25 protein-coding genes and 1 pseudogene are annotated in these 25462 nt (G+C 72.2%); 13 read left to right on the top strand and 13 right to left on the bottom strand.

Annotation, left to right across the window (positions count from 1 at the left end; translation table 11 throughout):
• Positions 1–36 precede the first annotated feature (36 nt).
• Positions 37–474 carry a RidA family protein gene (locus QF032_RS01800; protein WP_307054577.1) on the bottom strand — a complete coding sequence of 146 codons (438 nt, stop codon included), beginning with the start codon at positions 472–474 and terminating at the stop codon, positions 37–39.
• Between the two features lie 62 nt (positions 475–536).
• Between QF032_RS01800 and QF032_RS01795 the strand changes: the two genes are divergently transcribed.
• Positions 537–1505, top strand: coding sequence for a helix-turn-helix transcriptional regulator (locus tag QF032_RS01795; RefSeq protein ID WP_307039371.1), 969 nt, complete (start codon positions 537–539; stop codon positions 1503–1505).
• 134 nt (positions 1506–1639) lie between these two features.
• Here QF032_RS01795 and QF032_RS01790 read toward each other — a convergent pair whose 3' ends face one another.
• Entirely contained in the window at positions 1640–1810 is a 171-nt protein-coding gene (locus QF032_RS01790; protein WP_057577173.1) for a hypothetical protein, read from the bottom strand.
• Between the two features lie 143 nt (positions 1811–1953).
• Here QF032_RS01790 and QF032_RS01785 point away from each other — a divergent pair, with 143 nt between their 5' ends.
• Positions 1954–2445: a hypothetical protein gene (locus tag QF032_RS01785; RefSeq protein WP_307054575.1), complete on the top strand. Its 492-nt coding sequence runs from the start codon at positions 1954–1956 to the stop codon at positions 2443–2445.
• A gap of 8 nt (positions 2446–2453) precedes the next feature.
• Positions 2454–2789, top strand: coding sequence for an alpha/beta fold hydrolase (locus QF032_RS01780; RefSeq protein ID WP_307054573.1), 336 nt, complete (start codon positions 2454–2456; stop codon positions 2787–2789).
• Positions 2790–2901: 112 nt separating this feature from the next.
• On the opposite strand, the gene QF032_RS01775 is transcribed toward QF032_RS01780, so the two are convergent.
• Complete coding sequence (locus QF032_RS01775) at positions 2902–3813, bottom strand: DUF4436 family protein (protein WP_307054571.1); 912 nt, start codon at positions 3811–3813, stop codon at positions 2902–2904.
• A gap of 173 nt (positions 3814–3986) precedes the next feature.
• Here QF032_RS01775 and QF032_RS01770 point away from each other — a divergent pair, with 173 nt between their 5' ends.
• A complete protein-coding gene (locus QF032_RS01770) occupies positions 3987–4406 on the top strand; it encodes a hypothetical protein (RefSeq protein ID WP_307060558.1) in 420 nt (139 codons plus the stop codon).
• 378 nt (positions 4407–4784) lie between these two features.
• Here the strand turns inward: QF032_RS01770 and QF032_RS01760 are convergent, their stop codons facing one another.
• The 5 genes from QF032_RS01760 to QF032_RS01740 form a co-directional block, all read right to left on the bottom strand.
• On the bottom strand, positions 4785–5270 hold the full coding sequence (locus QF032_RS01760) for a VOC family protein (RefSeq protein ID WP_307054569.1): 486 nt from the start codon (positions 5268–5270) through the stop codon (positions 4785–4787).
• A gap of 118 nt (positions 5271–5388) precedes the next feature.
• On the bottom strand, positions 5389–6135 hold the full coding sequence (locus QF032_RS01755) for a hypothetical protein (RefSeq protein ID WP_307054567.1): 747 nt from the start codon (positions 6133–6135) through the stop codon (positions 5389–5391).
• 100 nt (positions 6136–6235) lie between these two features.
• Positions 6236–7138 (bottom strand): hypothetical protein, encoded by a 903-nt coding sequence (locus QF032_RS01750; RefSeq protein WP_307039361.1) that lies wholly within the window; start codon positions 7136–7138, stop codon positions 6236–6238.
• Positions 7131–7751 carry an RNA polymerase sigma factor gene (locus QF032_RS01745; RefSeq protein ID WP_306955502.1) on the bottom strand — a complete coding sequence of 207 codons (621 nt, stop codon included), beginning with the start codon at positions 7749–7751 and terminating at the stop codon, positions 7131–7133. The genes QF032_RS01750 and QF032_RS01745 overlap by 8 nt, the downstream gene beginning before the upstream one ends.
• A gap of 41 nt (positions 7752–7792) precedes the next feature.
• Complete coding sequence (locus tag QF032_RS01740; protein ID WP_307039359.1) at positions 7793–8182, bottom strand: hypothetical protein; 390 nt, start codon at positions 8180–8182, stop codon at positions 7793–7795.
• 334 nt (positions 8183–8516) lie between these two features.
• Between QF032_RS01740 and gdhA the strand changes: the two are divergent.
• Positions 8517–9864: pseudogene (gdhA, locus tag QF032_RS01735) on the top strand (NADP-specific glutamate dehydrogenase).
• A 196-nt stretch (positions 9865–10060) separates the two neighbouring features.
• Here gdhA and QF032_RS01730 read toward each other — a convergent pair.
• Entirely contained in the window at positions 10061–10741 is a 681-nt protein-coding gene (locus QF032_RS01730) for a ScbR family autoregulator-binding transcription factor (RefSeq protein WP_306955508.1), read from the bottom strand.
• 125 nt (positions 10742–10866) lie between these two features.
• Here QF032_RS01730 and QF032_RS01725 point away from each other — a divergent pair, with 125 nt between their 5' ends.
• The 6 genes from QF032_RS01725 to QF032_RS01700 all read left to right on the top strand — a co-directional run bounded on the left by QF032_RS01725 (position 10867) and on the right by QF032_RS01700 (position 17971).
• Entirely contained in the window at positions 10867–11853 is a 987-nt protein-coding gene (locus tag QF032_RS01725; RefSeq protein WP_307054565.1) for a ScbA/BarX family gamma-butyrolactone biosynthesis protein, read from the top strand.
• Positions 11847–12962, top strand: coding sequence for an oxidoreductase (locus tag QF032_RS01720; protein ID WP_307054564.1), 1116 nt, complete (start codon positions 11847–11849; stop codon positions 12960–12962). Before QF032_RS01725 ends, QF032_RS01720 begins: the two co-directional genes overlap by 7 nt.
• Before the next feature lie 285 nt (positions 12963–13247).
• Entirely contained in the window at positions 13248–14234 is a 987-nt protein-coding gene (locus tag QF032_RS01715; RefSeq protein ID WP_307039351.1) for a helix-turn-helix transcriptional regulator, read from the top strand.
• 332 nt (positions 14235–14566) lie between these two features.
• Positions 14567–15592, top strand: a complete 1026-nt coding sequence (locus QF032_RS01710) for an enolase C-terminal domain-like protein (protein ID WP_307039348.1) — start codon at positions 14567–14569, stop codon at positions 15590–15592.
• 379 nt (positions 15593–15971) lie between these two features.
• Positions 15972–17153: a LeuA family protein gene (locus QF032_RS01705; RefSeq protein ID WP_306955517.1), complete on the top strand. Its 1182-nt coding sequence runs from the start codon at positions 15972–15974 to the stop codon at positions 17151–17153.
• 92 nt (positions 17154–17245) lie between these two features.
• On the top strand, positions 17246–17971 hold the full coding sequence (locus QF032_RS01700; protein WP_307054562.1) for a response regulator transcription factor: 726 nt from the start codon (positions 17246–17248) through the stop codon (positions 17969–17971).
• Positions 17972–18004: 33 nt separating this feature from the next.
• Here the strand turns inward: QF032_RS01700 and QF032_RS01695 are convergent, their stop codons facing one another.
• Together QF032_RS01695 and QF032_RS01690 are read right to left on the bottom strand one after the other, a co-directional pair.
• Complete coding sequence (locus QF032_RS01695; RefSeq protein WP_307039344.1) at positions 18005–19012, bottom strand: TauD/TfdA family dioxygenase; 1008 nt, start codon at positions 19010–19012, stop codon at positions 18005–18007.
• 113 nt (positions 19013–19125) lie between these two features.
• Positions 19126–19965 carry an ArsR/SmtB family transcription factor gene (locus QF032_RS01690; RefSeq protein ID WP_307039341.1) on the bottom strand — a complete coding sequence of 280 codons (840 nt, stop codon included), beginning with the start codon at positions 19963–19965 and terminating at the stop codon, positions 19126–19128.
• A 64-nt stretch (positions 19966–20029) separates the two neighbouring features.
• Here QF032_RS01690 and QF032_RS01685 point away from each other — a divergent pair, with 64 nt between their 5' ends.
• Positions 20030–21505 carry an MFS transporter gene (locus QF032_RS01685; RefSeq protein WP_307054560.1) on the top strand — a complete coding sequence of 492 codons (1476 nt, stop codon included), beginning with the start codon at positions 20030–20032 and terminating at the stop codon, positions 21503–21505.
• A 22-nt stretch (positions 21506–21527) separates the two neighbouring features.
• Here the strand turns inward: QF032_RS01685 and QF032_RS01680 are convergent, their stop codons facing one another.
• Together QF032_RS01680 and QF032_RS01675 are read right to left on the bottom strand one after the other, a co-directional pair.
• Positions 21528–22709: a pyridoxal phosphate-dependent aminotransferase gene (locus QF032_RS01680; RefSeq protein ID WP_307054559.1), complete on the bottom strand. Its 1182-nt coding sequence runs from the start codon at positions 22707–22709 to the stop codon at positions 21528–21530.
• Positions 22706–23362: a cysteine hydrolase family protein gene (locus QF032_RS01675; protein WP_307039335.1), complete on the bottom strand. Its 657-nt coding sequence runs from the start codon at positions 23360–23362 to the stop codon at positions 22706–22708. The genes QF032_RS01680 and QF032_RS01675 overlap by 4 nt, the downstream gene beginning before the upstream one ends.
• 143 nt (positions 23363–23505) lie before the next feature.
• On the opposite strand from QF032_RS01675, the gene QF032_RS01670 reads away from it, so the two are divergent.
• Positions 23506–25404, top strand: coding sequence for an FAD/NAD(P)-binding protein (locus QF032_RS01670; protein ID WP_307054557.1), 1899 nt, complete (start codon positions 23506–23508; stop codon positions 25402–25404).
• The last annotated feature ends 58 nt before the right edge of the window (positions 25405–25462 follow it).

The following is a 25462-nucleotide window of genomic DNA, read 5'->3' as shown; positions in this document are numbered from 1 at the left end:
AAGAGAGGGTCCACTCCCGAAGCGGGCGCCTGGGCGTCACGGGCGGGCGGCCAGGGCTTCGACTTCGAACAGGACGTCAGGCGTGGCCAGGCTCGCGACACCGACGAGGGTCTGCGTGGGCGGTTTCGTACCCCAGCCCGCCCGCACGGCCTCGGCGATCGGCCCCAGTTTGCCGACGTCATGGTTCACCACGTACGTCCTGAGCTGGACGACGTGGCTGAGGTCGAGCCCATGGGCGGCGAGGGCCACACCGATGTTGTGGAAGGTCCGCCGCACCTGCTCGGTGAAGTCGGCCGAGACGACCGCGCCGTCCGGGCCCGACCCGTACTGACCGGCGACCAGCACCAGTTCGGTCCCCGCGGGGACGGTGACGGTGTGGCTGTACCCCATCGGGGCCGGGTCGTGCAGACCTTCCGGATCGAGCAGGGCGGGGGATGTGCGGGTCGCCTCTCGGGGGCGATGGATCTGTGTCATGCCGGTAAGCCTCGCAACGCATACACGACATCGAGTGTCATGTATTCCGATAGGGTTTTCGCATGCGCGCCGACCGGTTGGTTTCGCTGGTGCTGCTCCTGCGGCAGAACGGCCGGCTCTCCGCGACCGCGCTGGCCCGCGAGCTGGAGGTGTCCACCCGCACCGTGCTGCGCGACATCGAGGCGCTGTCCGCAGCCGGCGTTCCGGTCTACGCCGAGCGGGGGCGGCACGGCGGTTTCGCGTTGTTGCCCGGCTTCCAGACCGAGCTCACCGGACTGAACCACGACGAGGCGCTTGCCCTGCTGGTCGCCGGATCACGCCCCGGCGCGCAGGCGTTCGGCCTGGGCTCGGCGCTCGCTTCGGCCATGCGCAAGGTGGTCGACGCCTTGCCCGAAGGCCACCGCGCCATCGCCGCCGGGGCGGCCCAGCGCGTGCTCATCGACCCGGAGACCGACCTCCTCGCGCGCCGGCTGGTCGCCGAGGAGGTGCCCGACAGCGTGGTCACCGAGGTCCGGCGCGCGGTGTTCGCCGGACACAAGCTGCGCATCCACTACGCGGCCGTCGACCAGAGCCCGAAGTGGCGCACGGTGGACCCGATCGGCCTGGTCACCGTGCGCGACCAGGGCTACCTGCTGGCCACCCGATCCGGGACGGAGCGCACCTACCGGCTGTCCCGCGTCCTGGCGGCGGAGGAACTCGCCGAGCCGGCACAACGGTCCGACCGGGTGGATCTGGACCGAGTCTGGCAGGAACGCGGCACACGGTTCCGCACCGGCGGCGACCAGGTCACCGTGCTGGTACGGGTGAGCCCGGCGAGGAGGGAGGATCTGGTCCGCACCGCCCTGGCCGTCGCCGCCGAAGTGACGGACGCGGACGGCTGGTTGCGACTGGAGGCGACCTTCCAGGATTCGCGGCACGCCGAATGGGCGCTGTGGCAGCTCGCCACGGACGCCGAGGCTCTGACCCCGAACTGGCTGCGCGACGCCCTGCGTGAGCGAGCCGCCGCGATCGCCGACCGCTACGAATCGTGATCCGGTGAGTTGTCGCCTTGAGCGGGCCGTCGGCCGACACGACGAGGTCTCCCGGCAGAAGTCCCTCGAGGCGCCCGGACATGGCGGTGGGCCCCGGGGGTCTTCCCGGGGCCCACCGAGCGGCTGCTGACGGGTTACCAGCGATACCAGCGGCCCTTGCGGCCGCCGGTGTCCGCGCTGCGCATGACGAAGCCGAGCAGCCAGACGGCCAGCACGATGACGGCGATCCACCACAGTGCCTTCAGTGCGAATCCCGCGCCGAAGAGAACCAGGGCCAGCAGAAGAACGAGAAGAAGCGGAACCATAGTTATCAACCTCCGTTGGTCCTCGTGCCCGGTGAATCGAAGAACACGCGGTGAATTCACCTGGTTTCTTCACCATTCTTGCGGGTACTGGTCCGTGCTTCTCCACCGGACGGGTGGCGGGTTGCTCCGAGTGGAGTCCACCGGTGGTGGACCTCTGGCCCCGAAAGCAGTCTGGAACGAAGACGATCGTCACGGATCTCGCCCTCACCCCTCTGCACCGTCATCCCCGGGGAATCCGCTCGGGGGCCATCGACTCGGCCGTGCCTCCGCAGATCGTCAGCCTGCCGTGGACCTGGGACAGCGCCCGGGAGGGAATCGGCGCGATCTTCGCGGCGTGCGAGGCCCAGCCCCGCTGCAGGAGCCGCAGCCCGCACCTCGCGCGCACACTGACGCAGCAAGTCCGGCGCCTCGAGGCGAACCCCCTGACGGTGCGGCCGCCCGGGGGCGGCAGCCCGGTGAGGGTCGTCCTCGACGGGGGCACGCTGGTGAACCTGCTGGTCGCCGACGGCGTCGCCCGGCCGGCCGTCGACGTCCCCGCGGCACTCGACGCACTCGCCCACGGGAATCCGCAGCGCCTCGCGCAGGTAGACGCCGCCGGAGCGACGCCCGCCATCGGGGAGTTCGCCACGGACTGACGCATTCCATGGCCTGCGCCGAGTGGGTGCCCGGCTATACGAAGTCCGACCTCCTCGCGGCCGGACGCCGGCCATTTCCCGGGTGGCCGGACTCGGTGCTCGCCCAGGCGCCGCAGCTTCCCTTCGAGCACGAGCTGTACCGCGTCTGGAACGTCCCGGACCGCACCCCGTTCCAGCGCGTGGCCACCGTCAGCAAGGTGCCGACGCTGATCGTCTCCGGCACGTTCGACGCGAAGACGGGGGCGAGGTGGGGGCCGTACACAGGCCGCACGCTGGCCCGCTCGACCGCCGTGCGGATTCCCGGGGTCGGCCACTTCGTGGTCCCCCAGTCGCCCTGCGCGTAGCGCGTCCTGGCCTCCTTCCTGGCGCGCCCGACCGCGCCCCGGTCGCCGCCGGCGTGTCCGCGCTCGTCCGGGCGACCGCCGCGGACGGTGATCGACGACGTCTGGACGACGTCTACAGGACTGGGGTGTCGTCCGCGTGGAGGGCGGCCCTGAGCGCGGAGCGCACGCCGGTGATGACCACGGTGATCAGGCACAGAGCGATGACGGTCTCGGCCCACAAGAAGGCGAACCAGTCCAGCACGCAGCCGATCGGAGGTGTGCCGGGGGCGGTGTTGCGGAACGCGGCGAGAGCGAACAGCGTGGCGGCCATCCAGGCGAGGGCAGGCCAGACCAGGCCCTCGCTGCGGGTCGTCAGGTACCAGGCGCCGAGCAGCACGGACGCCGCCAGCGCCCACATCACGACCATCATGAAGACCGCGAAGACAAGCAGACTGCCCGATCGGGACAGTCGGAGTCCCACGACGGCCTCGCGCCCGGACGCCGCGGGTGTCGTCGTGGACACGGAGAAGAGCGTGGCGTTGTTGGAGAAGAGCATCCGCACGGGCACCTGGTCCCCGCCCAGCAGTGCCCAGAACTCGATGTCGGTCGCGTAGGCGTCGAAGGGGTAGTCACTGATCGATCCACCCGTGAGCGCGACCTGCACGTCCTTGGGCGCGAGTCGCTGGTGCGCCCCGAACGTCAGGTCGCTGAGGGTCGCCTCGGAGGTCTGGAGGCTGAGATCGGCCACCGGGGCGGTCCCCGCTTCCTCACCGAGAGCCCCGCGCGGTGTGACCCGGATCCGCAGGACGAGCTCTCTGGCCGCGGCGTCGACGCTCTGGACGGTGGCCTCCACGTCCACCCGGTCGGCGGCCGCGGATCCGACCGCGTGGACCGTGTCGTTCGCCTGCCGCTCGGTGAACTGCAGCCACGAGCCCACGGACACCGCCACCAGGATCAGGACCGCGAGCAGAAGCAGGATCGGCAGGATCGACGTCCTGAAACGACGGGGGCGCGATGGTCGGGGCGGGCGTGCGGACGGGGCCATGGTGACTCCGACGAGGGGAGAAGGGCGAAGGGCTGGTCCCGCGCGGCGCCGGGAGCGGACCGTCCGCCCGCACGGTGTGTGCAGGCACTCACTGTAGGTGTTCGGCGGCCCGTCGCCGCGGAGGAGGAAAATGAACACGCGCTTCCATGAGGGCGCCTGGCATCCTGGGACTTGTGCCAGCCCGTAACCGCAGACTGCCGCGCGATCTGTCGTGGCCGCTCACTCCGTCCGACATCCGCGCCGCTCTTGGCGAGCAGGTTGCCGACGCTGCCGACGTGAGCTTCGTCGACCAGCCACGCGGTGACGGAACCCTTCTGCACGTCGAGTGGACCCCGCCGATCTCCTCGAACTACGGCAGCGGTATCCACCCCGCTCTGTGGTACAGCGTCAGCATCCGTGTCGCGCCACTGCCGTCCACCGAACGGGCCGCAGCCCGCAGCGTTCTGCGGGAACACGCCCTGCCCGAACTCGCCGCGTGGATCAGAGCCGCGCAGCGCGCGCCGGAGGCGTGGACCCTGACGCGACACAGCAGATCCTGGCGTACGGCCGGGAGCACCGCGGTCTGCACGGATGACCGGCAGCCATACCGTTGACGATCCGTCACGCGGTCGACTCGTGCACGCCGTGAGGCGGTTCCGGACGTCGTCAGTGCCGTCGCGACGGCGTCGGGCGGACCCACGACGACCGGGACACGGTGGTGCCGGAGGAGGGTGACGCGTCCGTCGGGAGAGGCGAATGCGCCGCGCTCGGCCAGGCCCAGGACATCGCGGGAGAAGGGCAACGCTCGTCGTAGTCAGCTGCGGTGACCACCGGGCGCAGTTCGCGGACGGTGGGTTCGTCGGTCGGGCCCGCTCCTCGGGGATCTCGGGTACGTCCATGGTCCCTGTTCGGGGCGCCGAGCCGTGGATCCTGCCAACGGCCCTTACTGACGCGGGTGTTCGGGATCGCCGCCCGCGCGGGGGAGCGGGCAGTCACTCGGCGGCGGCCAGGCGACGCCGTAGCTCTTCCCGCGAGACGTCCTCCTTGTGGCTCAGGAACACCCACATGTGCCCTGCGGGATCCTTGATGACGGCGGTGCGATCACCGTGGAACATGTCCGTCGGTGGCTGGAGGATCTCGGCGCCGGCGGCCTCGGCGCGCTCCGCCAGGCTGTCGACGTCCGGTACGAAGACATGCAGCATGACGGAGGTACCCCCGCCCAGTGAGGTCGGCGCGGCGAAGGAGGCGGCGTCCGACGCCTCCGCGCCGGCGTCGCCCAGCATCAGGGCCGACCGTCCGACGGTGATCTCTGCGTGCAGGATGCCGCCGCTCGGAGCGTCGATCCGGAAGTCCTCACGGGCGCCGAATGCCCGCTGGTAGAAATCGATCGCAGCCGCGGCGTCGTCGACCATGATGTGCGGGATCACGGCATAGCGGTAGCGGTCGGGGATCTCGATGTGGGCTGTGCGCTCGGTCATGGCGAACCTCTCTGCAGGGCGCCGCTGGTCGGTTCCCGCGGCCCTGGAGGGAACCTAGAAGCTCAAGTTCGGTTGAGGTCAAGGGCCGGCCTCGACCGGTCCCCTGGGCGCGTCCGGGTCAGGAGTCCAACAGCTCCTGACGGGGTTCCCGTGGTGGTGCGGACCCGTGTCGGGCCGCGGCACGGCGTCGGCGGAGCGTGGCGCCTTCGAAGCCGAGGAGCAGTCCGAGGGCCAGGGCGGGAATCGCCCAGCCGGCCCGGTCGATCAGATCGGGCGGGCCCGCCGTGGCGGGCGCGTCGGTGGCCGTCCCGCCGGGGCCGGCCCCGGTCTCCGGGAGTGCGTCGGCCGTGGCCGCGGTCTCCTGCGGTTCTCCGGCCGCCGCGCGCAGCACTCCGAGGCCGTCGAGCAGCGCCCGCAGTTCCGCCGATCGCTTCGCCCTGTGCCAGCCCCTGACGCCCGAAGAGGCGGTGTCCTGCGGGAGTTCCAGCGTCGTGTGGATCCAGATGTCCTCGGTGCCGGACGCGGACGTGTACACCTCGTCAGTCCGCCACGGCCTCGAGTCAGGGAGCATCCACGACACGGTGACCATGTCGCGGACCTGGTCCATCCAGGTGTCCTCCGCTCCCCGGTCCGGAGCCTCCTCCGCACGCTCGTCGAGCTCGGAACCCGCCTGCGGGAGGAGTTCTTCCATGCGGGTGTACACCTCGTCCGTGCCGTACGACGACGCCGTTCGCCGGCTGGTCGGTGACACCAGCAGCACGCTGCCCGGGCCGCCCGCGGCGGAGGGCGGAGCCATCAGGAGCAGCAGGACCAGAGCGGTCGTCAATGCGCCTGTCGTCGCCGCCAGTTGTCGCAGTCCACGCATCCGACACCTCGATCCGTCCCCGTGCGGGCCGTCCGCACGCGCCGTGCCACTTCGGGTACACCGCTCGTTCCGCCGGAGTTCCCTCGCCGACGGTGTCCGCTCAGCCCAACGACTCGGCGATCTCCCGCGCCCGCGTCCTCGACGCCACGCCCTCCAGTCGCAGCGTGAACGCGTGGTCGTGGACCCACAGCAAGGTGGGTCCCGCCGTGCGCTCGGAGCGGGTGAGGCGGGAGCCGTCCGCGGAGGTCATCCAGAAGCGCAGGAGGTGGGGCTGCGGGAACCACAACGCGCTACCCCTCCCGCCGGTCAGCTCGACCCACTCGACCTGCTGCTCACTCGCCACCGTCTTGCCGTACTCCGGCGCCAGCCGGGCCGCGAACTCGTCGAGCCGGACGGTGCGGCCGCGTTCGTCCCAGCAGAGGGTGATGACGTAGCGGTCCTTCGGCGCGCGCGTCACGGACACCGCGTCCGGGGTGCCCAGCGCGGCCGGCACGAGCGGAGCGAACCCTGCCTGACGGCCGGCCTCGGCGAGGGGGACCGGGTGGGGGCAGCCCGGCACCCTCGCTCCCGGCGAAGGCGTCGCCGACGGGTCGTACCGCACGTGGATCCCGCCGAAGTCGAACCAGTCCGCGACCGCCGCCCGCACCGGAGGGGTCAGGACGAGCACGGTGAGCAGCCCGCACAGTGCCGCCGCCAGCGTGCGCCGACGGAGCCCGGCCCACCGGCGCAGCGCCCGCAGCCGCTCGCCGGCGCCTCGGGGCAGGGCCACCGGCGTCGGGACCCGCTCGGCGACCAGCTGCCGCAGGACCCGCTCGGCCATGGCCTCGTCCTCGTCCGCCCAATCCGCCTCGTCGGCGTCCGGCCGGTCCAGCGTCCGCCCGAGCGCCCGCAACTCCTCCCGCAACCGCACGTCACGACCGGCGCTGTCCGTGACCCCGTCACCCCGACGCCGCTTCCGCTTCGCGATTCCGGCCGGCCCTTGGGGCCTGCCCGGCTCACTCATCCCCCTCACCTCCGCCCTCGTGCGCGAGGGACGTGCCCGGCTCCCACTCCGGCAGCAGTCGGCCCAGTCTGCGCAGCGCCCGGCTCAGGCGGGACTTCACCGTGCCCCGGGGCCAGCCCAGGGCCGCCGCTGTCTCGGGCTCGTCCATTTCCAGCAGGTAGCGGTAGGTGACGACCAGCCGGTGATCCTCGCTCAGCTTCTCCAGCGCACCGAGGAGCGCGGCGCGGCGTTCGCTCGCCAGCGCGGCGACGGCGGGGTCGGCCGAGGGCGATTTCAGCGGCTCGGCCTCGACGAAGGCCGCCTCGCGGTCGGCCAGAGACCGTTGGCGCCCTGCCGTCCGCACCGTGTTCCTCGTTTCGTTGGCCACGATCGACAGCAGCCACGGGCGGAACGCGGCGCCGTCCCGGAAGCGGCCCAGTGCGCGGTAGGCCTTGAAGAAGGCCTGCTGCACGACGTCCTCCGCGTCCGCCCCGGCGCCGAGTGCCCGGGCCGCCCGCAGCGCGATGCCCGTGTGGGCGCGCACCAGTTCCGCGTACGCCTCCGGCTTCCCGGCGCGTACGCGTGCGATCACCGCGGCCTCGTCGACGGTGCGGCCCCCCTCCCGCGTTCTCACGACATGGGTACACCGCCCGCGCCGGATCGGTTCCCGCGACTTCAGCCCGGGTCGTACGGCGGTGACGGTGCGTTCCAGACGGCGTCGCAGCGACTGACGATCTGTCGGAGTTCACGAGCCTGCCGGGGCGACATGGCCTGCATCACGACATCGAGGAGGGCGCGGGCCTCGAAGGGATCGTCGCAGCAGTCCCCGTGGGTGATTCCCCACTCGTGGTCCTGCCACAGTTGACGCTCGGGGCGGTGGACGTAGTCCTTCCACAGGCGCACGGCCGCGCCGACGTCTTTGGGCTTCAGGTAGTTGCGGCTGCGTTCGAGACCGAGGATCTCGGACAGCGCGCGCGAGGACAGGCCGTCGACGACCGTCGTCGCCTGTCGTGTCCGGTGGCGGGGAACGCCGGCCCGGATGCGGGCCGACCGCCTACGCGGCATGGACCTTTCGGTTCGTCGTCATGCCGTCCATCGTGGCTTCGACCGCGCACGGTGTCGAACGGATTAGCGGTCCGCGGTTCGCCGGACGTGTCGGGCGGCGGCCTGTCGGCACGCGTCGAACTCGCCGTCGTCGGCCACGGGCTGACGTCCGGTTCCTTGCCGTCCCGATGGTCGCGGGGTGTCGGTCCGACAGGACGGGCAGCCGCCGGATACCGATATCGGTGACGTTGTTCGCTGACACAGCGACTCCTGGCGTCCGTATTCGTTGTCAGGACAGTGGCCAGGCACGCTGGACAGGACGAGTGCCTGGCGGACCACAGGAGAGCAGGCGCGCATGAACCCCAGTGCTCATATCGAGGCCGTCTATGCACAGGTCTGCCGGCGCAACGCCGGTGAGAGCGAGTTTCACCAGGCGGTGGGAGAGGTGCTGCACACGCTGGCGCCGGCGTTGCAGGCGCATCCGGAGTACGTCGACGCGTTGATCGCCGAGCGGCTGTGCGAGCCCGAGCGGCAGCTGATCTTCCGGGTGCCGTGGGTGGACGACGCGGGACGGGTTCAGGTGAACCGCGGCTTCCGGGTGGAGTTCAGCAGCGCGCTCGGTCCCTACAAGGGCGGTCTGCGCTTCCACCCGAGCGTGAACCTCGGCATCGTCAAGTTCCTGGGCTTCGAGCAGATCTTCAAGAACGCGCTGACCGGACTGGCGATCGGCGGCGGCAAGGGCGGCTCGGACTTCGACCCCAAGGGTCGCAGCGACCACGAGATCATGCGCTTCTGCCAGGCGTTCATGACCGAGCTGTACCGGCACCTGGGCGAGCACACCGACGTCCCCGCCGGCGACATCGGGGTGGGCGGGCGCGAGATCGGCTACCTCTTCGGCCAGTACAAGCGGATCACCAACCGCTTCGAGGCAGGGGTCCTGACCGGCAAGGGGGTCTCCTGGGGCGGCTCGCAGGCCCGGACCGAGGCCACCGGCTACGGCGCGGTGTACTTCGCGCAGGAGATGCTGGCCACGCGCGGACACGGGCTCGACGGCCGCAAGGCCGTGGTCTCCGGTTCGGGGAACGTGGCGCTCTACGCGATCGAGAAGGTGCACGCCCTGGGCGGGTCCGTGGTGGCCTGCTCGGATTCGTCGGGAATCCTGGTCGACGCGGACGGCATCGACCTGGAGCTGCTGAAAACGGTCAAGGAGGTGCGGCGGGCACGCCTGTCGGCCTACGCGGAGGCCAAGCCTGGGGCGCGGTTCTCCGACCGGGGCTCGGTCTTCGAGGTGCCCTGCGACATCGCGCTGCCGTGTGCCACGCAGAACGAACTGGGCGGACAGGAAGCCGGGGCGCTGGTGAAGAACGGCGTCCTGGCCGTCGCCGAGGGCGCCAACATGCCGTGCACCCCCGGAGGCGATCGAGGTCTTCCGCGAGGCGGGCGTCCTCTTCGGTCCCGGCAAGGCCGCCAACGCGGGCGGCGTGGCCACCTCCGCGCTGGAGATGCAGCAGAACGCCTCCCGCGACGTGTGGACCTTCGAGCAGACCGAGACCCGTCTGGCGGCCGTCATGCGGGGCGTCCACGCTCAGTGCCGGGCCACCGCCGAGACCTACGGAGGCACCCCCGACGACTACGTCCTGGGCGCCAACATCGCGGGCTTCCTGCGGGTGGCGGAGGCGATGACGGCTCAGGGCGTCGTCTAGCGCGCCCGGATCCCGGCTCGCGGGCACACCGTTCAGGGACGGTGTGCCGCACCGGTGTCGCCGCAGGGACACCGGCCGCAGTGCTGCGGCCCCTGCTCGCGTCCTCTCCAGGAAGCGCGGGGGGCGCCCCTCCTGGGGCGTGTTTCAAAAGTCCCGCCTGCCCGGCGGGCGGGCGACGCTACTTTCGCATCACGCCCTAGGCCCGCAGGGCCGCGAAAATCAGGTCCCGGGAGTCGGACCAGCGTTGTACGAGGTCGGCGCGACGGGTGAGCCGCGCGGAGATGTGCTGGGTGCCGAAGAACGCGGAGACCAGCGTGTGGGCCGCTGCGGCGGGCGAGACCCCTTCGCGCAGCTCCCCGGCCTCCGCCGCCTCCGCCAGCAACTCCGTCAGCAGGCTGATCCAGCCGATGTACGGCTGCGGCAGCAGGCCGTCCGGGAGGGGCTGCTCCATCTGCAGCCGCGCTCCGCCCTGCACGACCACGTCGTCCTGGAAGGCCTGAGCGGTCCGGTCGAGCAGGTCGCCCACGGTGTCCAGCGGGCCGAGCCCCTTGGCCTGGGCGGCCTCCAGAAGTGCGGGCCAGCGGTGGTAGTGCGCCTCGACGACCGCGATCGTGAGCGCTTCCTTGGTGGGGTAGTGGAAGTAGACCGCGCCCTTGGTCATCCCCACGTGGTCGGCGACGTCCTTGACGGACGTCTTGCCGTACCCGCGCTCGTCGAAGAGCTGCGCGGCGGCGTCCAGGATCTGCTTGCGGGTGTGCGCGGCCCGCTCCTGCTGCAGCTCAGGGCTGCGGCCGTGCAGGGCGATGCTGCCCGGGCTGCGCTCGGGTACCGGGAAGGTGGCCCGGTGCTTCTTCAGTTCCACGATGTCTCCGCTCACGGTCGCGTCCAACCCCCGTTGCAATATACCTTCCCGCAGGTATATTTTTCACCCGAACAGCCGGTGACCGACCACCACGCATGGTCACGACTGTGCGGTACAGCCGCTTCCGGAGGGGGATATTCATGTATGACACCGACATAGCGCCCGGCGACACGACCGCCAGGCACTGTGCCGATGTGCATGTTCCGCGTGCTCTGGTCCACAAGAGCGCGGACCGTGAGGTCCTGTTATCGACCGTGCGTCCACTCGGCGACGACCGCTTCGCGGTCGTGCCGCGCTGGCCGCAGGACCACCTGCTGCACCACCGCGCCGGCGACGGGACCCGGGACTCCCTGGTCGTCGTCGAGACGATGCGGCAGGCGGGCATATGCCTCTCGCACCGCTTCCACGACGTCCCGGCGGACCACGCGTTCGTCCTGCACGGTTTCGACTTCCGTCTCGACGCACCGCTGCGCGACAGCGGCGACGGAGCCGACGTCCTCTTCGACGTCGTCCTGCGCCGCGTGCCCGGCAGCCCGCGCCGCTTCCGCCTGACGGCCGAGGCGGACCTCGTCGTCGGCGGCCGTACCGTGGGCCACGCGAGCATGCGCTGGGACGCGCTTCCGCCCGCGCAGTACGCCCTCGTACGCAGCCGCAGCGCCGCCGCCGCGGCACCCTTCGACGTCACCGACCTCACCGCCGAGGCCCGGGCCCTGCCACCGGCCGCCGTCGGCCGTGACCGTGACGACGCCGTGCTGCTCGCGAACCTGGGTGACCCGTCGGCCGGATGGCAGCTCAGAGCGGACACCGGGCATCCCGCCCTCTTCGACCACGGCAGTGACCACGTCCCCGGCATGGTGATCGTCGAGGGGTTCCGGCAGGCCGTCCTCGTCCGCGCCGCCGTGGGCGGCGCGGGCGCCCTGTCCATCGACTCCCTGCAGACGTCGTTCCTCGCGTTCGGCGAGCTCGGACAGCCCGTCACCATCACCGCGAAGCCCGAAAACGCCCACACCTACCTGCTCGCGGCCCGCCAGGGCACGCGCACCCTGGCCACCGCGCTGGCCTCCGTCGGCGCGGCCGCCGCCCCGTTCGGCGACCTCCTCGCCAGGGCCGGTGCTGTCGCGTGCTGAGCGACCTGGGCAAGACGCTGGACATCGCCCGCGAGGACCGCCTCCTCCTGGACGAGACGTGCCGGCTCACCGACCGGCTCGCGGACTCCGTGGTCGACAACGGATTCGCCCGGCACTTCGTGCCCGAGCGCTGGAACGGCGGCGCCGGCACCTTCACCGCGCTCCTGGACGCGGTCTCCGAGCTGGCCGAGACCTGCGCGTCCACCGCCTGGTGCGCCGCGTTGTACGCGGCCCACGGCAGGCTCGCCGGCTATCTGCCCGAGGCCGGGCAGCGGGAGATCTGGTGCGAGGGTCCGGACGTGCGCGTGGCCGCGTCCGTCGTGCCGCCGCAGGGCAGTGCCGTCCGCACGGACGGCGGCTGGCGCCTGACCGGCAGATGGGCCACGGCCAGCGGGGTCGACCAGGCCGAGTGGATGCTGCTCGCCTCCTGGGCGGCGCTGGACGACGACCCGGCCGGCGAGACGCGGGAACACCGGATCTTCGCCGTGCGGCGCCAGGAGATGAAGGTGCTGCACACGTGGCGGCCCGTGGGGCTGCGGGGCACCGGCAGCAACACGGTGGAGGGCGACGTCCTGGTCCCCGACCACCTCACCTTCACGCTGGGGGACCTGGGGCGCGTCCAGCCGCACGCCGCCCGCTGTCACGCCGTGCCGTTCGCCCTGGTGGCCTCCCTCGTCTTCGCGGCGCCGGTGCTGGGAGCCGCCGAGGGAGCCCTGCGCACCTGGTGGGAGACGCAGATCCGGCGAGCGCGCCCCGACGGCGGCACCGCTGTCCAGCCGCTGGTGCTGGCCAGGGCGTCGGCGCACATCCAGGCCGCGCGACTGCTCCTCGAGCGGGTCGCGCAGCGCGGCGACCATGCGCCGGTGACACCCGTTCTCGTCGCCGAGAACCAGCGTGACGTCGCTGTGGCCGTGGAGCTGTGCGGCACGGCCGTCGACGAGCTCTTCCGCACGGCGGGGCTGCGCGCGCTGGAGGAGGACGACGCACTTCAGCGCCACTGGCGCGACATCACCGCGGCCCGCACCCACGGCACCCTCGACTTCGGTTCGGCGGCGTCCGGTTACGCGAGCGCTCTGCTGGCCGCGCGCGCCGGGGAAGAGACCCGATGACCCGCCGTGCCGCCCGGTGGTGGCCGGCGAGGAACCGGTGCTCGCCCCCCGGAGCGTCGCGTGGATCAGGCTCCCTCCGCATCCGAACCGGTCCGCGCCACGAGCGGAGCGGGCTGCCGCAAGTGAGTTGAGTGGTTTCTCCCCGGCCGGCCGTGGGCCGGCCGGGGTCGGACCTCAGATCGAAACATACCTTCGGGAGGGTTTTTTGTTGAGTGGCAGAGACGACCACCCGCCCTCACCATCCCCGGCCCCAGTACGTTCCCTGTAGGAAGGCAGCAGACGGACATGAGTGCACCGAGCATCGGGCCCCAGGCCCTGAGACTCTTCCAGTACGCCTCGGCCCGCAGCGACTGGTCCGTCCGCAGCGCCTGCGAGCAACTCGACACGACCGCCGACGAGATCGAGCACGCCCGCGGGCAGCTGATCGACCTGGGCCTCCTCGTCGAGTCGTCCGACGGCGGACCGACCGCCAAGGCCACCGCTCCCGAGGCCGCGCTGCTGAGGCTGCTCACCACCGAGGAGGAGGCCACCGCCCGCCTGGCCGACCACATCCGTCGCACCCGCGAACGGATCGACGCGATGCGCGAGGTGTTCCTCCCGCTGCACGTCGCCCGCAGCGGCACGCTCGGCGACGAAGTGATCACCGGCGCCGACCGGATCGCGCGCGTGCTCGGAGACACGGCCGACATCGCGACCTCGGAGATCCTCAGCATGCACCCGGGGCCCGTGCGGCCGTCGGAGGTGCTCGCCGAAGGGCTGCGGCGCGACATCCAGGTCCTGGAGCGCGGCGTGACCATGCGCAGCATCCACCTGCGGCCGATGACCCGCATCGTCCACTCGATGAACCATCTGCGGGAACTGCGCGCCGCGGGCGCCCAGGTCAGGATCGCCAACATCGTGCCGTTCCGCTTCATCCTGGTCGACCGGGTACAGGCCCTCGTGCCCGCGCTCCACACCAACGCGGCCAACGCCATGATGGTGCTGCGCGGCGAGGCCGTCACCGCCCTGCTGGTCAAGGTCTTCGAGATGTGCTGGGCCTCCTCGGTGCCCCTGGACGACAGCGGCGCCGATGAGGAGTCCGGGCTCACCTCCCAGCAGTTGTGCGTGCTCCGGCTGATGTCCACCGGACGCAAGGACGAATCCATCGCCCGCGAAATCGGCGTGTCCGTCAGGACGTTGCGCCGCGTGATGGCCGACCTGATGGCGCAGCTCGGCGTGGAGAGCCGCTTCCAGGCAGGAGTCAGGGCCGCGCGGACGGGACTTCTCGACTAGCGCGTGGATCGAAAGTAGCGTCGTCCGCCCGCCGGGCAGGCGGGACTCTTGAAACACGTCCTAGGACGGACCCCCACCCGACTGCGGCGCGATCCGAACGGCCGGCCCCTGGCGCAGCCCTGGGCGGCGGCCGACCTCCACTCGCCCCGTGCCGTGCCGCCTGCCGCGCGCTTCCGGGTCGCACCGCGGTCGCCGCGCGGCTGCGCAGCCTGCCCGCGCCGCCCTGTCCGCTACCGGCCACGCCGCAGGGTGCCGCGCCCGCGCTCTGGCGGCCCGTCTCCGCCGCTCACACGATGGGGTTCCGGCTGCACGTCCGCGAGTCAGGAGCCCTCGTGTTCGACCCCGCACTCCTCCGGTCCCTCACGGGCACCCCGATGCAGGTCCGGTGTGCCGTCCTGCCCGCCAGTCTGTCCGCCGCGGGCGCCGTGCCGGGCGCGAGCGGGTGGGCCGTACTGCGGGTGACCGTGCGCAACGCGGGCCGCACCGGACAGGGCGAGGCGGCGCTTCGGCCTTCCCACGACCCACACGGACCGGACGTCCTGCGCGACCAGTTCGCCTCCGCGAGGGACGGCCTGGAACGGATGATCAGCCCTCTCCAACTGCCCGGGCTGCTGTCGCCGGGCCCCCTGCGCAGCGCCCTCGACTCCGCGCTGTGGGACCTGCTCGCCAAGCGCAGCGGACAACGCGCGTGGGAGCTGCTGGGCATGCCGCCGCCACGACCGGTGCCCGCCGTCCGCACGGTCTCCCCGGTGGCGACCGAACTGCTGGAGCGGGAGCTGCGGGACGGTGCGGACTTCGCCTCCCTCAAGCTCGAGCTCGGTGCGGGCGGCCTCGCCGACGACCTCGCGCGGCTGAGCGCCGTACGCCGACTGCGGCCCGACGCCTGGCTGATGGTCGACGCCCGAGGGGCCTGGGACGCAGACCGGCTGCGGGTGATGCTGCCGATCCTCCACGCCCACGGCGTGCGCATGCTCGAACAGCCGCTGCCGCAGGCCCGGTCCGCGGCGCTCACGGCGCTGCCCCGCCCCTTCCCGATCATCGCCGACCTGACCCACGAGCAGAGCACCGACCTGGCGCGCCTCGGGGAGCGCTACGACGGCGTCAACCTCTCACTCGACGCCTTGGGCGGCCTGACGGCGGCCCTGGGCCTCATGGAACAGGCCGGCCAGCGGGGCCTTGCCGTGCTGCTCGACTCACCCCCGGCGACCTCCCTGTCCTGTGCGCCCCTGCTGCACGCTGCGCCGGGCGCCGACCACGTCACCCTGCCGCGGTGGCTGGACGCCTCCGGAGCCGGTGCGCCGACACTGCAAGGGGAGGGCGGGATGCTGCTCCCGCCCTCCCCTGCGCTGTGGGGATAGGCCCTTGCCCGCGGGCCGCTCCTCAACCCCAGATCAGATCGTCGTCGCTGAGCCGGCGGATGACGACGGCAGTCGGTTCGGCCATGGAATCACGCACAGGGATGACCTTTCATCAGGGAAGTCCGGACGCTTCGCAGCGCCTTCGTCAAAACTTTCGCATTTCACCTCCACTCCCCGGCAAGCGGTCGAGCTGACCCAGAGCTGACGTGGCCCGAACCGGCCACGGGTCACCGTTTCCGGTGATTGTCCGAGGGGTGCCCGACGCATAGGGGTCATGGCCCCCGAAGGCCAGCGCCAGCGGCCCTCGCATTGCACCGACTCCGCCTAGCCTCACCGGTGTTGAACTGCTCCAGCAGTATCGGGCGAGAAAGAGGACACGATGTCAGTGCACAAGGAATCACGCCGGGTGTCTGTTTTCGACACCACTCTCCGGGACGGCGAGCAAGCGCCCGGAAACACGATGACACCACGTCAGAAACTCGATATGGCGCTGCGTATAGAAGCGCTCGGCGCGGATTACATCGAATCGGGGTTCCCGGCCTCCTCGCCCAGCGAGTTCCAGGCCACCCGGCTCATTTCCCGGAACCTGACCTCCGCGCGGTTCACCACGTTCTGCCGGGCCGTACGGTCCGACGTGGACACGGCCGTCGAGGCGGGCGGCACGGCACGCCACCAGGTGCAGGTCATGGCCACCGGCAGCGATCTGCACCTCGCCCACAAACGGGGCATCAGCCGTGACCAGGCCGTCCAGGAGGTCGCCGACACCGTCGCCCACGCCTACGCCCTCGGAGTCGAGGAGGTGTCCGTCGGCATCGAGGACGCGAGCCGCGGCGAACGCGACCTGCTGCGCGCCATCACCCTGGGCGCCGTCGAGGCGGGGGCCGTGTGCTTCGCCGTCGCCGACACCTCCGGATGTCACCTCCCCCAGGAGTACGGGGCGTTGATCACCGAGTTCCGCTCCTGGCTGCCGGACGGCGTCCGCGTCGCCACCCACTGCCACGACGACTTCGGGCTCTCCCTCGCCAACGCGGTCGCGGGCTTGGCGGCCGGCGCCGACGAGGTGCAGGTCACCCTCGGCGGCATCGGTGAACGCGCGGGCAACACCCCGCTCGAGGAGGTGGCCGCCCTGCTGACCTACAAGGGCGCTCTGCTCGGTCTGCACACCGACATCGACGTGGCCGCGATGTACGAGGCCTACACCGCGCTGCGTGCGGTGATCGGACTGGAGGAGCCCCGCAACAAGGCGATCTTCGGCACCTACGCCTTCGGCACGGCGGCCGGCATCCACCAGCAGGGCATGCTGCGCAACCCGGCGACGTACGAATACGTGGAGCCCGCCCGCTTCGGCCGTGAACGCTCCCTGCTGATCGGACGGCACTCGGGCCGGGCCGTGCTCCGGCACATCCTCGACGAGCTGGGGATCGCCGTGAGCGAGGACGACCTGGCGGGGCTCTACCGGACCCACATCGCCGAGCGCACCGGCGGCGACTGCGAGGACATCTCCGTGGTCAAGGACCGTCTGGCCCGTGAACTGACGACACGGCAGCCCGCCGCCGCCTGAGCGACGCCCGGACCGGGGCCGGCCGCACGCCGGCCCCGGTCCGCTCGTCCGCGGCGCACGCTGCGCAGCGGGAAAGGAGACAGCGCGTGGAGATGACCTCGCGAAGCACCGAGAACGGCCGGGTCCTGCTGTACGAGCCGGAGGCCTGCGACGTCAGCGTCCTGCTCGCCGACGCCGATCCGGTGTCCCGGCACGTCCTGGCGACGGCCCTGGACGGAGCCGACCGGATCACGGTGCTGGACACCGCCGACAGCGGCCGGCCCCTGCACCGCTGGCCCCTGGACGGCGTCGACGTCGTCGTGCTCGCCGACGCCTTCCGGCCCAGGCCGGCCTCGCTCGTCCCCGGCCTGGTGCACAAGGGGGTGCGCGTGCTGCTCCTCGACACGCGGTGGACGGCGCGGACCGTCGGGGACGCGCTGGCCGCGGGCTGCGCGGGAGTACTGGTCAAGGACCCGGAGATCGGCCGACTCGCCGCCGCCGTACGGGCGGCGGCCGCCGGCTACGTCGTGGTGTCGCCCGAGCTGGTGGGCCTGTGCCCGCCCGCGCGTCGCACGGCCACACCCGCGCCCGCGCGCCCGCGCGGCGACCGCTCGGCCGGCCTGCGGCTGCGCTCCCTGACCGAACGCGAGCGCGAGGTGCTCACGGTGCTCGCGGCGGGCCTGTCCACCCGCGAGGCGGCCGGCCGGCTCGAGGTCACCCCGGCGACCGTCAAGAGCCATGTGTCGCACGCGCTGGCCAAGCTGTCCGTCCGCAACCGCCTGGAGGCGGTCCTGCTGATGCGCCAGGCGCTCGACGAGGACCGCCCACCCTGGTCGTGACGGCGCGCGCCGGGGACCGGCGCGCCCGGCACGTCAGTCGCCCACGCGTCCGCGCACCCCGTCCAGCCAGCGGTCCGCGTGGCGCTCGGCGGCCGCCTCGTCACGGAAGGCGTACGTCTTGAGCAGCCAGCGCTGCCGCGCCCGCGCCGCGTCGTTGATCTCCATCCTGTCGCGGCTGTGCAGACCGTCCTGGTTGGCGAAGACGAACAGGTCTCCGGTGCGGATGCGATGACGGGTCTTGTCCGCGCGCACCAGGGCGTCCTTCAGAGCCAGCAGCGCGTCCTTGGCGGACTCGGGAGCGTCCGGCGCGGCCGCCGTGCACGTGTCGAGGTAGCGGAAACTGTGGTGGTTCTCCAGGATCGGATGGACCTCGGAGACGGTCAGCTCCTTGTTGTTGTCCCGCGAGAACACGTCGAACGGTGTGACGAACTGCGCCGTCCTGAGCTGCCGTTGCTCCTCGTCCGTCAGATGCGCGAGCAGGTCACGCCCGTCGACGAACCCGGTGTAGATGAACTCGCCCTCGGGGCAGTGCATGCCGAGCAGCGAGATGAAGTCGGCCCGCACGGGATGGGCCGTGCGGTCGTTGTGGTAGACCAGCTCGCTGTCGCTGAACCCCGTCTGCATCCCGCTGTAGCGGTTGATGGCGACGACGTCCGTGAAGAAGTCCCCGTTGAAACGGGTCGCGTAGGACAGCAGGGGAGTCCTCACCAGCTGGGCGAACAGCTCCAGGAACGCCTCGCCGACGAACGTCTTCTTGCGCGCGTGCTTGTCCGCGACCGGATCGTCCAGGTCGAGCAGCGGAATGTCATCGTCCAGCGGGCAGTTGCGCAGCACGTGCGCGTCGGAGACGCCCGTCGCCCGGTCGCGGCGGACGCGTGCGCAGACGTCGGCGAAGAAGGCGGGCACCTCGCCGCGCGCGATCACGTCACCGACGGCGCGTGAGAAGTCCTCGTAGTCCTCGTAGGGGTTCTTGGCCACGGAGCGCAGCACCGCGGTCAGTTGCTCGCGTTCCGGCCCGGACAGTTCGTGGATGGGTTCCATGCCCCGAGCCTCGCCGCCGCATCGCCGTCGCACATCGGCCGTCGGAGGAGGCCCCCTCCACCGCGTCCGCCCCTGTCCTGTCGCGCCTCCACCGAAGTGGAGGCGGGGCCCCCTCAAGCGAACACGAGCCCCAGGGTCCGCTCCAGGCCGGCCGAGCCCTCGTCCGTCAGGTGCACCACGCGCGGCGCGGCGCCCCACCGCACCCAACCGCGTTCGAAGAGAGCCGCCTTGAGGGTCGCGCCGAGCCCGCCCGCGAGGTGGTGCTGGTGCTCGCTCCAGTCGACGCAGTAGCGGATCGCCGGGCGGCGCGGCGGCAACCGGTCCGTGTCGACGCCCAGTTCAGCGAGGACCGACGGTCCTTCGGCGGAGAGTTCGTAGACGATGTCGCGGCCGTACGACGAGGGCCGGTCCCGTACCGCCTCGGCGGGCCGGTGGATGCCGTCGTGGCCGGTGAGCACCCCATGGTCGAGCAGCGACTGCATCAGGGCGACGCCGAGCCGCCCGGCCAGATGGTCGTAGCAGGTCCGTGAGCGGTGCAGGGCGTTGGTGCGGCTGCTCTGCTTGAGGGAGGTGATGGCCAGCGGCGGGGCGATCAGCGCGAGCGCCTCCAGCGCGGCGCTCACGTCCGGCCCGAACAGACGGTAGTAGCGGTGCCGGCCCCGCGCCTCGACGGTGACGAACTCGCCCTCGACGAGCTTGGCGAGGTGCGCGCTGGCCGTGGCGGCGCCCACCCCCGCCTCGCCGGCCAGGGCGCTCGCCGGCAGGGCGCGGCCGTCGGCCAGGCACTTCAGGATGCGGGCGCGCGACGGATCGGCGATCAGGGCCGCGGCGCGGGCGATGTCGGTCTGGTGCTTGAGCGGCGCACCGGCCTGTTCGCCGGATGCGCGGCCGGGGTGCGATGAGGCGCCCGCGTCGCGGGCGGACGCCCTCGTGGCGCTGCTGCGGTTCGGCATGGCTCCACCGTACGACAACGACACTTCGCCCCGTGACGAAGTGTCCGGCGTCGATGCTCGTGGCATGACCACCACCGACCTCACCCCCGAAGGCGGGCGGACCGCCACAGCGCCCCGCGCCGCGGCCGCGGCGCCCGCCCCGGCCGTCCGGCCCGCGGTCACCCTGCCCCCGCTGATCGCCCTCAGCCTCGGCTACTTCCTCGTGATGCTGGACGTCACCGTCGTCAACGTCGCCGTCCCCGAGATCCGCACCGCCCTCGACACCGGGGCCTCCGCCCTGCAGTGGATCGTCGACGGCTACAGCACCGTCTTCGCCGGGCTGCTGCTCCTGGGCGGCGGGCTCGCCGACCGGCTCGGCCACCGGCGCATGTTCCTCACCGGACTCGGCGTCTTCACCGCGGCCTCCCTGGTCTGCGGCCTCGCCGGCACCTCCGGCGCCCTGATCGCCGGACGGCTCGCCCAGGGCGCCGGCGCCGCCCTGCTCGTGCCCGCCTCGCTCGCACTGCTCCAGGCCACCTACTCCGACCGCGCGGTGCGGGCCCGGGCGATCGCCGTGTGGGGCGCCGTCGCCTCGATCGCCTTCGGCGCCGGACCGGCGGTGGGCGGCCTCCTCGTCTCCGGGCTCGAGTGGCGCTCGGTGTTCTGGCTGAACCTGCCGGTCGCCGCGCTCGCCGTCGTCCTGACCGTCCGTCATATCCCGGCCACTGCCCGCAAGAAGCCGGCCCGCCGCATGGACCCGGCAGGCCAGATGCTGGGCATCGTCGGTCTCGTCGCCCTGGCCGGCGGCCTCAACGAGGCCGGATCCCACGGCTGGACCTCCCCGCTGGTCCTGGCGGCGTTCGGCACGGGCGCGGCCTGCCTGACCGCCTTCGCGCTGGTCGAACGCGCCCTGGAAGCACGCGAACGGGCCGGACAAGGCCGGCGGGCGCCACTGCTGCCGCCGTCCCTGTTCCGCTCGGGCGCGTTCACCGCGACCGCCGCGATCGGCCTGCTGATCAGCCTCGGCTACTACGGCATGCTCTTCCTGACCACCCTCTACTTCCAGCAGGAGCGCGGCTTCACCGTCCTCGACACCGGCCTCGCCCTGCTGCCGTCGGTGTGCATGGGCCTCGTCGCGGCCCCGTTCTTCAGCCGCCTGGCCGCCCGCACCGGCCCGTACGTCCCGATGGCCGGCGGGCTGGCCCTGGGCGCCGTGGGCTTCCTCGGCTGGCTGACCGCCCGGCCCGACACCCCGTACCCCGTCCTGCTGTTCGCCCTGGTCGCCACCGGGCTGGGCCAGACCATGACCGCCCTCGCCGCCACCGCCGCCATCATCGAGACCGCGCCCGCCTCCGGCGCGGGCATCGCCTCCGCCGTCTTCAACGTCGCCCGGCAGGTCGGCAGCGCGGTGGGGGTGGCCCTGTTCGGTACCCTCGCGGCGGCTGCGGGAGACTTCACCTCCGGGCTGCGTCTGTCGGCGGGCATCGCGGCGGCCGCCTTCGCCGTCGGCGCCGTGCTGGCCGTGGGCGTCCGGCGCCGTGCCGCCGGACGCACCACGTGACCCGCGGTCCGCGCGCCGGGTGTCAGCCCCGGCCGGCCAGCGCCCGCGCCATGCGCTCCAGCGCCGCCCGCAGTACCTCGGGCGACGTGGCGAACGACAGCCGGACGAAGCCCTCACCGCCCGGCCCGAACGCGGAACCCGGCATCACCGCCACCGCGGTCTCCCGCAGCAGCCACCGCGCGAACGTCGCCGAGTCCGCGAACCCGGTGCCACGTATGTCGGCGAAGGCGTAGAACGCCCCGTCGGGCGGCGAACAGGACACCCCGGGCAGCGAGTTCAGCCCGCGCACGAGGAGATCCCGGCGGGCCGTGTACTGCGCGGTCATCCACTCGACCGGCTCCTGCGAGCCGGTCAGCGCGGCGATCCCGCCCCGCTGCACGAAGGACGCCGTGCAGCCCACCGTGTGCTGCTGCACCTTCACCAACTGCGCCATTAGATCGGTGGGCCCGGCCGCGTAGCCCAGGCGCCAGCCGGTCATGGCGTAGCCCTTCGAGAACCCGTTCACCGTGATGGTGCGTTCGGCGCAGCCCGGCTGCGCGGCGAGGCTGAGGTGACGGCGGCCGCCGTAGAGGATCTTCTCGTAGATCTCGTCCGAGATCAGCAGGATGTCGTGCTCCTGCGCGAACCGGGCGATCACGGCCGCCTCCCCGGCGGTCAGCGACCGGCCCGTGGGATTGTTCGGCGAGTTGACCAGCAGCGCCTTCGTCCGCCCGGAGACGTGCCGCTCCAGCAGTTCCGCCGTGATCCGGAAGCCGTCCGCGCCGTCGAGGGCTACCTGCACGGGCCGCGCGCCGATCAACCGCGCCATCTCCGTGTAGCTGACCCAGCTCGGCGTCGGCACGAGCAGCTCGTCACCGGGGTCGAGCACCGTCACCAGCGCGGCGAACAGGGCGTGCTTCGCCGACGGCGTGACGACGATGTCGGTGGCCGCGGCCGCGGTGACACCGTTGTCCGCCGCGAGCTTCGCGGAGACCGCCCGCAGCAGCGCGGGCAGCCCACGGCTCGGCGTGTAGTGCGTGAAACCCTCGCGCAGGGCGCCCACCGCCTCGTCCACGACATGTCCGGCGGTGTCGAAGTCCGGCTCCCCGCCGCCCAGATCCACCACCTCCGTGCCCCGCGCGCGCATCCGCGCCACCATGTCGAAGACCGCGTACGTCGCCGATTCCTCCACGGCGTGGAAACGGGCCGCGGCGCGCGCGCTCACGACCGGACGCCCTGCGGCTCGGTGGCGCAGACCGGCCCCGGGGCCGGCAGCGCCTCGGCGACCGTGGTGACCGTCGAGATCCGGGACAGGATCTTCAGCGCGGCTTCGTGGATCTCGGCGTCGCCCGCCAGCGTCGCGTCCTCGAGCACCCGCACGCGGTAGTCCCGGTCGTGGGCGGCCTGAGCGGTGCTGAGCACCACCAGTTCCGTGGAGACGCCGGTGAGCAGCAGCGTGTCGATGCCCGCCGTACGCAGCAGCACCTCCAGGTTCGTGCCGTGGAACGGGCTGACGCGGTGCTTGACGACCACCGGTTCCCCGGGCCGTGGCGCGAGTGCGTCGTGCACCTGCGTCGCCCAGGACCCCAGGGCGAGACGGCCGTCGTCCCTCGCCTTCTCGAAGACCGCGGAACCGGCCGGCCACTCCGGATAACCGGGGGAGAAGCCCACGACGACGTAGATCACCGGTATGTCCGCGGCGCGGGCCCGCCGGATCGCGTCGGCGGCCGTGGCCAGGACACGCCGCTCACGCGCCTGCGTGCCGTAACCGTCGGCCGCGTACTTGCCGTCCGGGTGGACGATCTCGTTGATGAGGTCCAGCACGAGCAGCGCGGGTCGCCCGCCCGGGGCCCGCCGCGGTGTTCCAGCCCAGTCCATTCGCTTCTCTCTCCCTTTTCGCTCGCGCATTGCATGAGAAAAGCTCATGCAATGCATCAATGAATCAGTGTTGAACCCGGAAGTCGGAACTCCTACCTTCGAAATACGAGAGGACGGAAATTCGATTCCCGGAAGGGGTGCACATGAAGGTGGCTATCGTCGGCAGCGGTCCGCGCGGGGTGTCCGTGCTCGAACGCATCGCGGCGCGCCTCGCCGAAGGGCCGGTCCACGAGGCCGTGGAGATCTTCCTCATCGACTCCCACCGGGTCGGCACCGGCCGCATCTGGCGCGAAGACCAGCCGCGATGGTTCCTGATGAACACCGTCGCCGACGAGGTCTCGGCATTCTCCGGCCCACCCGACGGCGGCCCCGCCAGACCCGGCGCCGGCCCGTCGCTCGCCCAGTGGTGGAGTTCCGTCGACCCGGAATACCCGGGGCCCAACAGTTACGCACCGCGCGCCCTCCACGGACGCTATATGAGGTTTCTTCTCGACACGATCGAAAAGCATCTCCCGGAAAGAGTCCGGCTGAGTCCGGTCCATGATTGCGTGGACGCGCTGGAGCGCTCCGGCGGCGGATACCGGCTCACCCTCCGCGGCGGCACCCGTCTCACCGCCGACCGCGTCGTGCTCACCACCGGACACACCCGCCCCGAACTCACCGGCAACCAGCGGCTCCTCGCCGCCCACGCCGCCGGCCACCCCGGGCTGCGCCACATCGCGGGGGACAGCGCCGCCGACATGCCTCTGGACGAGATACCCGCCGGGTCGACGGTCGGCGTCCTCGGCCTCGGCCTGTCCTTCTACGACGTGATGGCCGCGCTCACCGAGGGCCGCGGCGGACACTACGACGAGGACGGGGACCGGCTCGTCTACCGGCCCAGCGGCAGCGAACCCGTCATCGTGGCCGGCTCCCGCAGCGGGATGCCGCTGCCCGCCCGCGGACGCAACCAGAAACACCACGACCACCGCCACCGCCACGTGCTGTTCACCACCGAGCGGGTCCTGGCCCGCGGCCGGCACGGCAGGCTCTCCTTCGCCGACGACGCCCTGCCCTGGCTGCTCGCCGAGGTCGAACTCGTCTACTACGCCACGATGCTGACCGCGCGCGGAGAACCGGGGAAGGCCGCCGCGTTCGAGGCGGAGGTCGTCGCCGCCGCCGAGAGCGGCGTACCCGACGTCCCCGCCCTCGCCGCCGGACACGGCCTCGCCGACGTGCCCCGCATCGACCTGGACGCCCAGGCCCGCCCCTTCGCCGGCCGGCACTTCGCCGGACCCGAGGAGTTCACCCGGGCCCTGACCGACGCACTGGCCGAGGACCTGGCGCACGCCGACGCCGGCAACGTCGACGACCCGCTCAAGGCCGCGCTGGACGTCATCCGCGACTCCCGCGCCGTGATCCGTTCGCTCGTCGACTTCGCGGGCCTGACCCCCGTCTCGCACCGCGAGGAGTTCCTCGGCTGGTACGTCCCCCGCAGCTCCTTCCTCGCCGCCGGGCCCCCACGCGCGCGGCTGCGGCAGGTCGACGCCCTGCTGCGCGACGGCGTCCTGCGCGTCGTGGGCCCCGACACCCGCATCCGCCCGCACCCCTCGGGACGCTTCGGCGTCCACTCGCCCTACGTGAGCGGCTCGGAGATCCTCGTGGACACCGTCATCGACGCCCGCGTCCCCACGCCCGACATGCGTCTCGACCCCCACCCCCTCACCCGCGGCCTGCGCGAGAAGGGCATCTGGACGTCGTACGTCAACCACGGCGCGGACGGAGACCGCTTCGACACCGGCGGAGTCGCCGTGACCGGCCCGCCCTTCCACCCCGTGGACCGCACCGGCCGGCCCGACCGCGGTCTGTACGTCCTCGGCATCCCGACCGAGCACACCCGCTGGTTCATGCAGGGCGGCAGCAGCAGGCCCGGCTTCTGGACGGACTTCGTCCAGAACGCGGACGCCGTCGCCGTGGACGTCATCGCGTCGGCCGTGGTCGCCTCGGACGTCACTGTTCCGGCGTCCGCGTCCGCGCCGCCGCTCCCGGCCCGAACCGGCTGACCCGCGCGGCCGCATCGCCCCCGCCCCACCTCCCGCCCCCGTCTCCGGAAAGAGAGCA

The organism is Streptomyces achromogenes, from assembly GCF_030816715.1.
GTDB classification, from domain to species: Bacteria; Actinomycetota; Actinomycetes; order Streptomycetales; family Streptomycetaceae; genus Streptomyces; species Streptomyces achromogenes_A.
The sequence above is the reverse complement of the archived record's forward strand: the minus strand, read 5'-3'. Positions and strand labels throughout refer to the sequence as shown.

What these genes read in the sequence shown, in the direction of transcription:
- QF032_RS01790 (WP_057577173.1), bottom strand. Translation starts at nt 1,810, where the DNA reads ATGGTTCCGCTTCTTCTCGTTCTTCTGCTGGCCCTGGTTCTCTTCGGC.
- QF032_RS01800 (WP_307054577.1), bottom strand. Translation starts at nt 474, where the DNA reads ATGACACAGATCCATCGCCCCCGAGAGGCGACCCGCACATCCCCCGCC.
- QF032_RS01705 (WP_306955517.1), top strand. Translation starts at nt 15,972, where the DNA reads ATGTCAGTGCACAAGGAATCACGCCGGGTGTCTGTTTTCGACACCACT.
- QF032_RS01715 (WP_307039351.1), top strand. Translation starts at nt 13,248, where the DNA reads ATGAGTGCACCGAGCATCGGGCCCCAGGCCCTGAGACTCTTCCAGTAC.
- QF032_RS01795 (WP_307039371.1), top strand. Translation starts at nt 537, where the DNA reads ATGCGCGCCGACCGGTTGGTTTCGCTGGTGCTGCTCCTGCGGCAGAAC.
- QF032_RS01675 (WP_307039335.1), bottom strand. Translation starts at nt 23,362, where the DNA reads ATGGACTGGGCTGGAACACCGCGGCGGGCCCCGGGCGGGCGACCCGCG.
- QF032_RS01760 (WP_307054569.1), bottom strand. Translation starts at nt 5,270, where the DNA reads ATGACCGAGCGCACAGCCCACATCGAGATCCCCGACCGCTACCGCTAT.
- QF032_RS01690 (WP_307039341.1), bottom strand. Translation starts at nt 19,965, where the DNA reads ATGCCGAACCGCAGCAGCGCCACGAGGGCGTCCGCCCGCGACGCGGGC.
- QF032_RS01740 (WP_307039359.1), bottom strand. Translation starts at nt 8,182, where the DNA reads ATGCCGCGTAGGCGGTCGGCCCGCATCCGGGCCGGCGTTCCCCGCCAC.
- QF032_RS01700 (WP_307054562.1), top strand. Translation starts at nt 17,246, where the DNA reads ATGACCTCGCGAAGCACCGAGAACGGCCGGGTCCTGCTGTACGAGCCG.
- QF032_RS01685 (WP_307054560.1), top strand. Translation starts at nt 20,030, where the DNA reads ATGACCACCACCGACCTCACCCCCGAAGGCGGGCGGACCGCCACAGCG.
- QF032_RS01695 (WP_307039344.1), bottom strand. Translation starts at nt 19,012, where the DNA reads ATGGAACCCATCCACGAACTGTCCGGGCCGGAACGCGAGCAACTGACC.
- QF032_RS01750 (WP_307039361.1), bottom strand. Translation starts at nt 7,138, where the DNA reads ATGAGTGAGCCGGGCAGGCCCCAAGGGCCGGCCGGAATCGCGAAGCGG.
- QF032_RS01780 (WP_307054573.1), top strand. Translation starts at nt 2,454, where the DNA reads ATGGCCTGCGCCGAGTGGGTGCCCGGCTATACGAAGTCCGACCTCCTC.
- QF032_RS01725 (WP_307054565.1), top strand. Translation starts at nt 10,867, where the DNA reads ATGTATGACACCGACATAGCGCCCGGCGACACGACCGCCAGGCACTGT.
- QF032_RS01670 (WP_307054557.1), top strand. Translation starts at nt 23,506, where the DNA reads ATGAAGGTGGCTATCGTCGGCAGCGGTCCGCGCGGGGTGTCCGTGCTC.
- QF032_RS01775 (WP_307054571.1), bottom strand. Translation starts at nt 3,813, where the DNA reads ATGGCCCCGTCCGCACGCCCGCCCCGACCATCGCGCCCCCGTCGTTTC.
- QF032_RS01755 (WP_307054567.1), bottom strand. Translation starts at nt 6,135, where the DNA reads ATGCGTGGACTGCGACAACTGGCGGCGACGACAGGCGCATTGACGACC.